Annotated in this window: 12 protein-coding genes, 1 pseudogene and 1 riboswitch; of the genes and pseudogenes, 8 read left to right on the top strand and 5 right to left on the bottom strand. The window is 50.3% G+C overall.

All coding sequences use genetic code 11. The annotated features are described in order from the left end of the window. The first annotated feature begins 269 nt into the window (after positions 1-269). Genes MN202_RS13645 through MN202_RS13620 form a run of 6 tightly spaced genes read left to right on the top strand, consistent with a single transcriptional unit; the run spans position 270 to position 7408 of the window. A complete protein-coding gene (locus MN202_RS13645) occupies positions 270-1538 on the top strand; it encodes an efflux RND transporter periplasmic adaptor subunit (RefSeq protein WP_335736682.1) in 1269 nt (422 codons plus the stop codon). A 31-nt stretch (positions 1539-1569) separates the two neighbouring features. Next, a complete protein-coding gene (locus MN202_RS13640) occupies positions 1570-2268 on the top strand; it encodes an ABC transporter ATP-binding protein (protein WP_335736681.1) in 699 nt (232 codons plus the stop codon). A 10-nt stretch (positions 2269-2278) separates the two neighbouring features. Beyond that, a complete protein-coding gene (locus tag MN202_RS13635; protein ID WP_335736680.1) occupies positions 2279-3577 on the top strand; it encodes an ABC transporter permease in 1299 nt (432 codons plus the stop codon). A gap of 5 nt (positions 3578-3582) precedes the next feature. Then, positions 3583-4776 (top strand): ABC transporter permease, encoded by a 1194-nt coding sequence (locus tag MN202_RS13630; RefSeq protein ID WP_335736679.1) that lies wholly within the window; start codon positions 3583-3585, stop codon positions 4774-4776. Between the two features lie 3 nt (positions 4777-4779). Further along, complete coding sequence (locus MN202_RS13625) at positions 4780-6105, top strand: sigma-54-dependent transcriptional regulator (protein ID WP_335736678.1); 1326 nt, start codon at positions 4780-4782, stop codon at positions 6103-6105. Beyond that, positions 6086-7408, top strand: coding sequence for a sensor histidine kinase (locus MN202_RS13620; protein ID WP_335736677.1), 1323 nt, complete (start codon positions 6086-6088; stop codon positions 7406-7408). The genes MN202_RS13625 and MN202_RS13620 overlap by 20 nt, the downstream gene beginning before the upstream one ends. 8 nt (positions 7409-7416) lie before the next feature. Here the strand turns inward: MN202_RS13620 and MN202_RS13615 are convergent, their stop codons facing one another. After that, positions 7417-7743 carry a DUF1840 domain-containing protein gene (locus MN202_RS13615; protein ID WP_335736676.1) on the bottom strand — a complete coding sequence of 109 codons (327 nt, stop codon included), beginning with the start codon at positions 7741-7743 and terminating at the stop codon, positions 7417-7419. Positions 7744-7830: 87 nt separating this feature from the next. Between MN202_RS13615 and glpK the strand changes: the two genes are divergently transcribed. Beyond that, complete coding sequence (gene glpK / locus MN202_RS13610) at positions 7831-9327, top strand: glycerol kinase GlpK (RefSeq protein WP_335736675.1); 1497 nt, start codon at positions 7831-7833, stop codon at positions 9325-9327. A gap of 110 nt (positions 9328-9437) precedes the next feature. After that, positions 9438-9530, top strand: a riboswitch (cyclic di-GMP riboswitch). Between the two features lie 120 nt (positions 9531-9650). After that, the gene (locus tag MN202_RS13605; RefSeq protein ID WP_335736674.1) at positions 9651-10022 is read left to right on the top strand and encodes a DUF3718 domain-containing protein; all 372 of its coding nucleotides are present in this window, start codon (positions 9651-9653) and stop codon (positions 10020-10022) included. Positions 10023-10076: 54 nt separating this feature from the next. Here MN202_RS13605 and MN202_RS20605 read toward each other — a convergent pair whose 3' ends face one another. The 4 genes and pseudogenes from MN202_RS20605 to MN202_RS13590 form a co-directional block, all read right to left on the bottom strand. Then, positions 10077-10478: an NAD-binding protein gene (locus MN202_RS20605; protein WP_418334480.1), complete on the bottom strand. Its 402-nt coding sequence runs from the start codon at positions 10476-10478 to the stop codon at positions 10077-10079. Between the two features lie 147 nt (positions 10479-10625). After that, positions 10626-11627 (bottom strand): annotated as a pseudogene (locus MN202_RS20600) (cation:proton antiporter domain-containing protein); the annotation flags it as partial. A gap of 59 nt (positions 11628-11686) precedes the next feature. Beyond that, positions 11687-12238: an MgtC/SapB family protein gene (locus MN202_RS13595; protein ID WP_335736672.1), complete on the bottom strand. Its 552-nt coding sequence runs from the start codon at positions 12236-12238 to the stop codon at positions 11687-11689. Positions 12239-12247: 9 nt separating this feature from the next. Next, on the bottom strand, positions 12248-12493 hold the full coding sequence (locus MN202_RS13590; RefSeq protein WP_335736671.1) for a DUF1289 domain-containing protein: 246 nt from the start codon (positions 12491-12493) through the stop codon (positions 12248-12250). Between the last annotated feature and the right edge of the window lie 56 nt (positions 12494-12549).

Raw genomic sequence — 12549 nt, 5'->3', positions numbered from 1 at the left:
AGGTTAACACCAGCACCAATTCCGATTTGCTTCCTTCTCATGCGGCAATCGACGCCGCGGTTTTGCGGAACTATGAGTTTCCATCCTCTGACGTTGATTTAAACGAATGTTTTAACGTTAGTTGTCCGCAACTTAGCCGCGGACACTTAAACTGTCCGCGGACACTAGAACTAAGTAGTAAAATTTCATTTTATCATTGTATTCCAATAACTTAAGTTTTGGCATTAAAGCTGCTATAGCCAGTTGTTACCAAGGTTAAAGGAGTGCAAATGATTCAGGGTACAGAGCAACAAGACAAGATAATGCAACGGCCGGCAAAAACCAGACTGCGCCGTTTTCTGCCAGCCACTGTTATCAGCATTACTGTGGTAGTGCTAGCATGGGCGTTATCACTATCACTTGGTGAAAGCGCCAGCTTAGTATTGCCACGTAATCAGCTGCAATTGGCTACTGTGCAACGCGGTGATTTAGTGCGCGATATCGCAGTTCAGGGCCGGATTGTCGCCGCTAGTGCCCCTACCCTGTATAGCCAGGAAACCGGCCAGGTGCAGTTATTTAAGCAACCCGGCGAAGCCGTTACGCTGGGCGATTTACTCGCCACCATTACCAGCCCGGCATTGCAAAACGATTTACAGCAACAGCAAGCGGTGCTGGCCGGTATGCAAAGTGAAGCTGAGCGCGCAGTGCTGGCGGCACGGGAGCAGCAGCTGGATATCGAACAGGTAATGAACAATGCTCAGGTAAATTTACTGGCTGCGAGGCGCGAACTTGAACGCGCGAAGCAATCAATCGAGATGGGCGTGATCCGCCAGCTGGATTTTGATATCGCCAAAGATAACCTCACTAAAGCCGAGCTTGAGTTTGATCACGCCAAGCGTAAAGTCGAATTGGCAAAAGATAAGCTGAGCTTTGAGCAGAGCTCTCGTGAGCAGGATATTCACCGCCAGCAGCTGGTGGTAGACGAGCTACAGCGTAAAGTAGCGGCTCTGAATATCACCGCGCCGGTCACCGGCCAGCTGGGGAACTGGCTTACCGAGCAGCAAAGCCACGTGTTGCCGGGTCAGGCGCTGCTTACCGTCATAGATTTAAGCCAATACGAAGCAGAACTTGCAGTTCCGGAAAGCTATGCCCGCGATCTGGCTGCCGGTCAGCAAGTCGACGTGAGCATAGGTAATCAGCAACTCAGCGGCACAGTCAGTACCATAGCGGCTGAGGTGCGCAATAACCAGGTTACTGCACGGGTGCGCTTTGCCCAGGCCGACAGCACCACCCTGCGTCAAAGCCAGCGTTTAACAGCACGGGTAATTTTAGAGCATAAAACCGATGTGCTGAAAATAGCCCGCGGCGACTTTGTCAGCTCTGGTGGCGGCCGCCAGGCTTATCAGGTGCTGGACAATCAGGCGCTGCGCAAAAATATCGAACTGGGTGCGCTGTCAGTGCAATGGGTCGAAATACTCAATGGTGCCACTGAAGGCGAACAATGGGTTATTTCTAACCTCAGCGATTTTAAAAATGAAAACCGGGTTAACCTGAACTAATAACTGCGGATAATAAATACAAGGATTACAAATGATTACGTTAAATAACCTCAGCAAAATTTTTCGCACCGAACTTATTGAAACCCATGCGCTGCGCGACGTTAACCTGCAGGTAAATGAGGGTGAGTTTGCCGCCCTGACCGGGCCTTCCGGCTCGGGTAAATCTACCCTGCTGAATATTCTTGGCACGCTGGAAAGTTTTGACAGTGGCGACTATCTGCTGGATGGTCAGTCAGTAACAGGCCTGAGCGACGCTGCGCTGTCAAAGCTGCGCAATGAAAAAATTGGTTTTATTTTTCAAAGCTTTAATTTAATTAAAGACTTCAGCATTTATGACAATATCGAACTACCACTGCGCTACCGCGGTTTAAAGGCTGGTGCACGTAAACAACGTATTGAGCAAGCACTGGAACTGGTCGGCCTGCATGCCCGGCGTGACTATTTGCCGGGACAATTATCCGGCGGCCAACAGCAACGGGTGGCGATTGCCCGCGCCATTGCTGGCCAGCCGCGCATTTTGCTGGCCGATGAACCTACCGGCAACCTCGACTCGTTAATGGCACGTCAGGTAATGGAGCTGCTAGAACAGATAAACCAACAAGGCTGTACCATTTTAATGGTCACGCACGACCCGGATCAGGCCCGCCGCGCCGGGCGCAATATTCAGATCATCGACGGTCAGCTGCACGACAGCACCTTGTATGAACCGCTGGCGGCGCATAGCGCATAAGGGTATACAAATGGAACAGTTTATTTATTATCTCAAAGTCAGTCTCAAAGGCATCAAGCGCGCCCCGCTGCCCTATGCGCTAACCATTTTTATATTAAGCGTGGGGCTGGGCGTCTTTTTTGCCAATGCTACTTTTTACTATCAATTAAACAGCGACCCACTGCCGCATAAAAGCGACAAGCTGTTTTTTCCGATGGCATTAATGGCACCTTATGAGTGCAGCGACTGCAAACCGCCTCGCGTGCTCAGCTACAGCAATATCGAAAAACTCAGTCAATCAGGTATCCCAAGCAAAGCTGCCGCTATGTACAGCGCGGATGGCTATGTGCGCTTAACTGCTGCGCAAGCGCCGTTACCAGTAAGTATCCGTATTACCCAGCGTGACTTTTTCAGCCTGTTTGACGTGCCACTGTTACATGGCAGTATCTGGCCGGATAACAGTGCGCGCCATGAGGTTATTTTAACGAAAGCCAGCGCTGAAAAGCTGTTCGGCCGTACAAGCGTTATCGGCGAAAAACTATTACTGGATGATCGCAACGTCACCGTCAGCGCCGTACTCGACAGCTGGCAAATGCTGCCGAGATTGTATGACGCCAACAATCGCAATCATCTAAGTGAAGCGGATGATATTTATCTGCCGCTGGAAACCGGCTACGACATGAATTATTTGTCAAACAGCCAGTCACAAACCTTTGATGATACCGACTATCGCCAATTAAGTACTCAGGGCCGTACCGGAGCACTGCACCAGCTACAGTATTGGGTGCAACTGGATACCGCAGAACAGCACCAGGCCTATCAGCAGTTTATGACCAATTTGGTAGCAGACGAAAAAGCCGCCGGCCGCCATCCATCAGAGCCAAACAACCAGTTAATCGCTATGCGTGACATCGTGAGTTACTTTGGCGGCGAAAGCAGCGATATTAAGGCGTTTGCTTTAGTCACACTGCTGTTTTTACTGGTGTGTCTGTTCAATGCCAGCCACTTATCATTAAACCGCTATTTAAGTAATCAGTACGAATTTAGCCTACGCCGCGCGCTGGGAGCTAGCCGGGCCCAACTGCAGTTGCAGATGCTGGCCGATGTATTGTTAATGGGCTTATTTACCATTTTTGGCGCTTTATTAACGGGTTATGCAGGCATCAAACTGATGATTCAGCTGTTACCAAGTAACCGGCTGTTTTCCAGCTGGGATATACCACTGTTGGTCGGTCTATTAACTATCGCCTTTGTCTGTAGCTATCTGGTTACGCTTTACCCATCACTTCGCGCCTCATTTGGTACATTAAATCAGCAGCTAAAGGGATAATTGCCATGTCATTTTATTTACTATTTAAAGTGCTGTTCAGCCGTAAAGTGGTGACCACGTTATTGTTACTGCAGTTGGCAATGACATTAGCACTACTGTTGAACAGCGTGTTGCTGGCGCAACAAACCCGGCAGCAGCTTAACCAGCCCACTGGATTAGATCTGGATAATATATTACTGGTGCAGCTAAAACCCACTTCCGCACCGCTACGGGTGTATCCAGCACTGGCAGATCTGTTAAATCGCCAACTGAGTGCGGTGCAAGCTATTCCAGGTGTTATCGCTGCGGCCTATTCAAACCAGTCAGCTATTCTGCAGGGCGGTAACAACGGCAATATCTATGTGTCTGAGCAGCAAGAACGTACCAATGTTTCGACGGTGCCGATGTACTTTGTCTCGAAGGACTTCTTTAACGTGCTAAACAGCCAGGTGCTGCAGGGCGAACTGCCGCAACACTCAGTATCGCTGGACGCCCCGGTTAGCCCGGATGTGGTGCTAACCCAAAGCCTGGCAGACAAACTGTTTGCCGGTACACCAGCTGAGGGCCAACAGACTAGTCGCGGGCGGGTGGCAGCGGTTATCAGCGACTTTTACGGCCAGCGCAGTGGTGACCATATTATGTACAACAGCGTACAGGTTGCACCGCCCTACGGTGTTGACTGGGGCTATAGCATTTTACTGCGCACTACTCCTGCGCAGACCGAAGCTGTAAGACAACAGCTGGCCAGTGTATTGCAAAAAGTTGAGTCTAATATCGAAATCTTTCATATCCGCACCCTGGCAGAGCAGCATCAGCGTTTATATCGCAACGAATATGGCCTGGCGATGTTGTTAACGATTTTAAGTGCGTTAATGCTGCTGGTGACTATGGTGTCAAGCTACAGCAGCACCCATTTTCAGGCGTTAAAACGGCAACAGGAAATTGGCATTAAGCGTGCACTGGGTGCCAGCAAAAGCGTAATTTTACTGGAGTTACTCAGTGAAAACTGGCTGTGTACGGCTTTAGGTGCCATCTTAGGTGTCGCACTGGCACTTTGGCTAAATCAGGCGTTGGCTCAGGTTATTTCAATACCAGCGCTAAACTGGTATCTGCCATTAGTTACAATGATGGTGCTACTGCTTTGTGTCACTCTGGCAACATGGTATCCTGCCGCCATTGCAACGCGGATATCACCAGCCAGTGCGACTAAAGCCTTATAAACTATGCTGAAATTATTGGTTATCGATGACAATCAGCCAATCTGCCTGGCCCTGCAAACACTGTTTGCGCTGCAGGGTTACCAGGTGCATTGTGCCACTTCGGCTGAACAGGCCTGGCAGCTATTAGCTGCCGACACTGTCGATCTTATTCTGCAGGATATGAACTTCAGCGCCGGCCAGATGCAGGGTGAACAAGGCAAAACACTGTTTTATCAGCTGCGCCAGCAATACCCGCAGATACCTATCGTGTTAATGACCGCCTGGACCCAGCTGGAAATGGTGGTCGAGCTGATAAAAGCCGGGGCTACCGACTACATTGCCAAGCCGTGGGACGACGCACGTTTGCTACTCACCATTGCTAATGCATTGAAATTAAAACAACTGAGCGAACAGCAACAACGCGCTGAGCAACAGCGCCAGGCAGCCTTTGCCGGTAAAGACTTATGCGGCCTGGTGTTTGCCAGTAGCCAGATGCAACAATTGCTGCAAATGACACTGCAACTGGCTCCGTCCAATGCTGCTGTACTGATCACCGGCCCCAACGGTGCCGGTAAAGAAGGCATAGCCAATGTGCTGCATGGCAATTCACCGCGTAAAGACAGCGCCTTTATTAAAGTTAACATGGGAGCCTTGCCCGCCGACCTGATGGAGGCTGAGCTTTTTGGTGCCGAAGCCGGCGCATACAGTGGCGCCAGTAAAACCCGCATTGGCCGTTTTGAAGCCGCTGACGGCGGCACGGTGTTTTTGGATGAAATTGGCAATTTATCGCTGGCCGGCCAGGCTAAACTGCTCCGGGTACTGCAAACCGGCGAGTTTGAGCGTTTAGGGTCAAGTGTGACGCGCAAAGTCGATGTAAGGCTTATCAGCGCCACCAACAGCGATCTAACAGCCGCCATCAGTCGCGGCGAATTCCGCCAGGATTTGTATTACCGCATTAATGTGGTGCAGCTGGCGTTGCCAGCTTTGGCTGAGCGGCCGGATGATATTTTACCGCTGGCACGTTATTTTCTGGCCGGTAAAAAGGTTTTAAGTCAGCAGGCGGAGCAAGTGCTGCAAAATTACAGCTGGCCGGGTAATGTGCGTCAATTGCAAAATGCCTGTCAGCGTGCGCTGTTATTAAGCACCGGTGACGAAATCGTCACGGCTGATCTTGGACTGACCGAGCCGGTAGCAACAGCTAAAAGAGCACTGGACGATATAGACCGCACTGCGCTGCAGCAAGCCCTGCTGCAGGCCGGCGGCGTAGTATCGCGGGCGGCTAAACAACTGGGGATCAGCCGCCAGGCCTTATACCGGCGTATGGAGCACTATGGCATTGACGCGCCCTAAGCACCGTTTTTCGTTGCCTAAACCGGGCAGCCAAAGCCGGTTAAATCTACTGTGCCTGCTGCTAACCCTATTCGGCCTTGCCGTACAACTTAGCCTTACAGGCCCGGCTACCGCAATCAGCCTGGCGATTTGTTGCACCGGCATAGTGCTTGCGATGCTACTGCAATGGGCTGTTAAACCGCTGATCATAGAAATTCAGGCGCTTAATCTGCATGCGCAAAATCTGCAGGACGGCAGCTTTAATACCAGTGCGAATCAGTTGACCGTGCACGAACTGCAACCGCTGGCACACAGTTTAACTCATATGTCCGCACAGCTGCGCAGCGAACGGGCAACGCTATACCAACGTGAACTGCTGCTGGATACCGTTTTGCAAAGCAGCCCTACGGCACTGCTGCTGACAGATGATAAAGAAACCGTACTTATGAGCAATCCGGCCGCGCGGCAGTTGCTCAATGCCGGCCGGCCGCTGAATGGCAGCAAACTCGACACTGTCAGTACCCGGGTGCCCGAACTGGCCACCGCTATCAATGGTCAGCAGCAAGGTTTGCTGCACCTGAGCGACAACAGTATCTGGCATCTGTCCCTCAGTCAGTTTCAGTTAAACCAAAAGCTGCACCATTTGTACTTGCTTAAACCGATGACGCGCGAAATACAGCGCGAAGAACTTACCGCCTGGAAAAAGCTGTTGCGGGTCATTGGGCATGAGTTAAATAACACTCTGGCGCCGCTGTCGTCGCTGGCATACTCGGGTGAACAGCGTGCCAGACAGTTACAACAAACCGAACTGGCCGGCTTGTTTAGCACACTAAGCGAACGCAGCCTGGCACTTAATCAGTTTGTTCAGGCCTATATTCAGTTTGCCAAGTTACCCCGCCCCAGCTTCAGCCCGGTAAACTGGCCACGGCTGGTAAACCAGTTGCAGGATTTATACGAGTTTGAACTTATCGGAGAGCTGCCACAACAAGACTGGCGAGCCGACAATCAGCAATTGCAACAGTTGTTGCTGAACTTGCTGAAAAATGCCCATGAATCCGGCTCCGCACCTGACCTGATCAGCTTAGCCTTTAGCGAAAGCCCGCAGCAGTTAATCATCACCTTGCAAGATGCAGGTGGCGGCATGAGTGATGAACAATTACAACATGCACTGGTGCCGTTTTACACCAGTAAAAACGGCGGCTCAGGTATCGGCTTAACCTTATGCCGCGACATTATTGAAGCCCATGGCGGCAGTATCAGCTTGCGAAATAATCCGCCGGGCCTTGAAGTTAGCCTGCGCTTGCCCTTAACTGCTAACGTGTAACTTAACCGCTATTGCCACAGCACCGGACAGTGTTTCTTCTGCGCTTTTTGCAGCATCTCCAGCAAAGGCACAGCGCGCACCTGCAAACTAACCCGTTCTTTACCAGCATGCGGTTGGTCCGCAATATCAGTATTGGCTTGCTCTGCCTTAGCCCGCTCGGTAGCGGCAATGGCGGCTAATCCTTGCTGCAACAATGCTAATGCGCTGCCCACATCTTCGGCGTACAGCGCTGAGGGCACTTTGTCATCGCGCCCCATCAATTGCAGTAGCTTTAAGGCAATATCTTTAAAATAAATTAAATCGCCGCTGGCTTTGGATTTAAAAGTGACAATCATTCCGGCTTCCTTCTTTGCTTATAGGCAGCGTTGCAGTTTACTGCTAGGCTGAACAATAACTTAAGCATAACGTTAAAAACTTACGCCATGGCAAAATATATTCTGGCTATTGATCAGGGCACCACATCCAGTCGCGCTATTATTTACGATGCCACACTGCAACAGCTGGCATGTGCCCAACAGGAATTAACACTAAGCTATCCTCATTCAGGCTGGGTTGAGCAAGACGCCACTGAGCTGTGGCAAAGTGTTGTTAGCTGTATCCGCAAGGTACTGTACAAAGCGGGTATCAGTGCCAGCGATCTAGCCGGCATTGGCATTACCAACCAGCGCGAAACCACCTTAGTCTGGCATAAAACTACCGGTAAGGCTCTGTACCCTGCCATTGTCTGGCAAGACAGACGCACTGCAGCTCAGTGCCAGCAGCTAAAAGATGCCGGTTTAGAGCCATTATTGCAACAAAAAACCGGCCTGTTGGCCGATCCGTATTTTTCTGCCAGCAAACTTAGCTGGATATTGCAGCACGTGCCCAACGCACGTCAGCAGGCCGAACGTGGTGAGCTGTGCTTTGGTACTGTCGATTGCTATTTATTGTGGCAGCTAAGTGGCGGAAAAGTGCATGCTACTGATGCCAGTAACGCCAGCCGCACCCTGTTATTTAATATTCACCGCCAGTGCTGGGACGATGAACTGCTTAAAATGTTTAATATCCCGGCGGCTATATTGCCAACCGTGCAAGACAATGCTGCCAGTTTCGCCGTGACGGCAGTTGATGTGCTGGCTGCAGAGGTGCCCATTCTGGCCATGATAGGCGATCAGCAAGCTGCATTGCTTGGCCAGGCCTGCACTGAAACAGGTATGAGCAAAAGCACCTACGGTACTGGCTGTTTTACTGTGGTAAACACTGGCCCGACGGTATTAAGCAGCCAGCATAAACTGCTAAGCACCGTAGCCTGGCGCTTAAACGGCAGCACCACCTATGCCCTTGAGGGCAGCATTTTTATGGCGGGTGCTACCGTACAGTGGTTGCGGGATCAATTGGGTATTATTAGTACAGCAGCCGACAGCGAAACCCTGGCACAAGGTGTCAGTTATCAGCAAACCGAGCTGCTAATACCAGCCTTTACCGGCTTAGGTGCACCCTACTGGCAACCCGAAGTTAAAGCGGCGTTGTTTGGCATGGGCCGCGACAGCGGTAAGTCAGAAATAGCCGCTGCCGCGCTGCGAAGCGTGGCCTATCAAAGCTGCGATTTATTACAGGCCATACAACAAGATGGTCTTACGGTACAGCAACTGAGGGTAGACGGCGGCATGACAGCCAACCGCTGGTTTTTGCAGGCTCTGGCCGACTTAACGCAAAAACAGGTTCTGCGTTGTCAAACCACCGACGCCACCGCCATGGGCGCGGCATTTCTGGTTGCGCTGCACCTGGGTATTTATCCGGATGTCAGTGCTATGCAAACAGTGTGGCGCAGTGACTATCAAATTAGCCCTGTGCTGGCAAAAGCTGACGCCGACAAATTGCATCAGCGTTGGCAGCATTTGGTAAGCAGCCTGCTAAGCATAAAGCTTTCGCTGGACTGACAGCCTAATAACGGCTGATGCCAGCATTGGTCTAACCACTTAATTTAAAAATATATTTAATTCAGCAAAAATTAAGCTTGCATAAAAAACCAGCATTAACTAGAATGCGCACGCTCGAAAGGCAAGTCATCCGAAAGGGTGTACACGCAAAGCTTCAGGTCTAAGGGTTGCCGTAAGGCATCTACGATAGCTGGGCTGCCGTCGCTAAGTGCGATGTTTATTCTGCTCTGTCAGAGTTAAACGACATGCCTTATGTCCTTTCGTGTTCTGCAATTTTGATTGCATTAATGATTGTAAATTAACTCACATTTTGGAGCTCGAATATGAAAGCAAAATTAATCACTTTAGCTACTGTTATTGCCGCCACTTCATTTATCAGCGCTCCTGCTGCTGCAGACGACCAATTAGCTCAGTCTATCTGTTCTTATGTAGCTGCTGACAGCAAAAACAGCCTGCGTAAAACCCTGTCTGACAACCGCTTACGTCTGCGTAACGTATACGACGGTATCGTATGTGACGGTTTACCATTAGTTCGCCACGCTATTAAGCACAATGCTGCAGACGCTGCTGGTTTTATCATCAGCCAGTTACCAGGCAGCCAGGTTGCCGCGTCAGGCGACATCGAGTGGGCTACCAGCAATGGTTTTGCTGCATCACCAATCATCAATGCTATCAAAGAGCGTAGCGCCAGCTAAGTTAGCTGCAAATTCGTTATCAAGGCGCCTTTTGGCGCCTTGTTTGTTTGTAGCTCAGGCTTTTACAGTAAAGCAATGTTGTTTAACATGCTCGGCTATACCAACACCGGCTTCTGCCATGGTTAAGTAGGTTTGATCGGCGCCGGCGGCGATAATGTTACGTGCTTCATCATCATGCATACTGTGCGAGACGATAAAGCCGTTAAAACCGGCATCCCGTAGCTTTTTCGCGGCAATCATCTTGGCTTCGACATCATTCATGCTCAGTATCACCGCTTCAACTTTGCCAAAATCCAGCCCCTGCCAAAACACCTGATCTTCGGCGTCAGCATAAAAAATATTAATGCCCTTTTTCTGGTGTACCAGTACTTTGGCCGGATCTGAATCCATAGCAATAATATTGCGGCTACTTTTTAAATAGCGATAAGCCGCATTGCCAGTGCGCCCCATCCCCATAATTAGCACCTCAGCGTCACCCAGCGATACCGGTTGTTCGTCCGGATGATGAATATTGCGTTCAAATTTTAATAGACGATTACACAACCGCTCATATAGCGGGTGCGCCATGCGATTTAGCGGCGCTGAAATAACAAAAGAAATAGCCACCGTCAGCGCCAGCGGAATAAGCCACTCGGGTAACACCACACTGGCGACAATTAAACCAAATTCGCTGTAATTGGTCAGGCTGATACTGGTTAAAAAAGCACTGCGCGCCCGCAGTTTAAACAGGATCAATAACAGGAAGAATAGTATGGCCTTCAATGGCAACAACAACGACATCACGCCGGCAAATAACCAGGCATTTGCGTCCGGTAAGCCATCGATACCAATTTGCAGGAAAAACCCAACCAGAAAAAACTCTTTGATACTCCACAACGATTTTGATAATTCGCCGGCCCGGGCATGCTTAGCCAACATCGCCCCAAACACCAATGCGCCCAGCTCAGAACTCAGACCTACCAATTCAAAGCCCTTGCCCCCTATCACCAAAGCCAGCAATAAACCAAACAAAATCAGTAAGTCTTCATGGCCGCTGGCATCAAGCAGTTTATACAGCAATGGCCGCAACAGCGGCAACGCAAACACCAGCAACGCCCAGGGCGATGGTGTAGTGCCATTGGCCAGACTCATTACCAGCAACGCCAGTAAATCCTGCATAATCAGGATCCCTATGGCTACCCGGCCATGAAAAGCCCGAATTTCGCGCTTTCCTTCCAGCACTTTCGCTGCCAGCACGGTACTGGAAAATGCCAGCGCAACAGCCAGCATCAAGGCCTGATACCAACTAACGTCAAAGATAAGCAATACTGCCGGCAGGGTTAATATAATCGACAAGGCGAAATGCAGCATACTGCCGCCCAGCACTTCAGGCTTGCCTAAACTGCGCACGTTAAGCTTTAAGCCGACAGTAAATAACAACAGCAACACACCTAAGTGGGCAACGTGATGAATGATTGACGGCCCCTCTGGCGGTAAATTCAGTTCAGCCGCCGAAGCCGAGATCACAAAGCCTGCCAGCAAATAGCCGACTAACGGCGGTAAACCAATGGCGCGAACTACTAGCCCCAACGAAAAAGCAAAGCCAATCCAAACTGCTTCAAGCATTCACAAATCCCATTGTTAGTGTTGAGTTATGAGTTTATTCAGTAATTTGCGTACTGTTATTAATGTGGATCATCAATATCTTGTTTTACCTGTTGTTGATCATTCTTGCGCCGGCCAAACAAGCTACCATTGTTGCGGTGCAGCCATTCGTTATAAGTACGATGCACGCCACGGCGCATGGCAGACGATGAGTTCTCCAAAATATCGATCCCCACCAGTACAGACACCACTAGTACAGACAATTTTATAGCGACCAGATCCTGGCCAATGCCGATACAGACACCTACAGCGGCCAACACCCAAATGGTAGCAGCTGACGTTACGCCAAGCACCATACCATCGCGAGCTAACATCACACCGGCACCAAGAAAACCAACACCGGTAATGACCTGGCCAATAATCCGCGATGGATCTGTCATATTGCTGTTAACCGACATAGACGCGGCAATAAACACATAGGTGCCCATCACAATAAGAATCGATGTTCGAATGCCAGCCGGTTTGCCACGCAATTGCCGCTCCAACCCGATAATAAAACCGCACAATAACGCCGTGCCAAGCTCGGTCCAGGCGAAGGGGCGAATGTCGAAAATTACCTGCCAGTCCAGCATAAAAGATCCTCAGCTTGTGCGCGCTGCCTGCTTGGCCGCTAGCCACTCTGCCTGAGTTATCGGGCTGGTGTCAGTCATGCTGATGTCCGTCGACCCGGCCTGTTGTTTGCGCTTAGCAACCTTTTGTAATATAGCGGCATTTTGCTCATCTGTACGCCTGTTCCAGTCAACTATTTCACTGATATGACGATAGCAACCAACACACAGCTTATCGGCATTTAACCGGCAACATGCCACACAAGGTGATTCAACCACTCGTTTCTCCTGTTTTATCGGCTTTTGCCTGAATTCTGACGCAACAATAAAGCGAA

The organism is Rheinheimera muenzenbergensis, from assembly GCF_036984005.1.
Lineage (GTDB): Bacteria > Pseudomonadota > Gammaproteobacteria > Enterobacterales > Alteromonadaceae > Alishewanella > Alishewanella muenzenbergensis.
The sequence above is the reverse complement of the archived record's forward strand: the minus strand, read 5'-3'. Positions and strand labels throughout refer to the sequence as shown.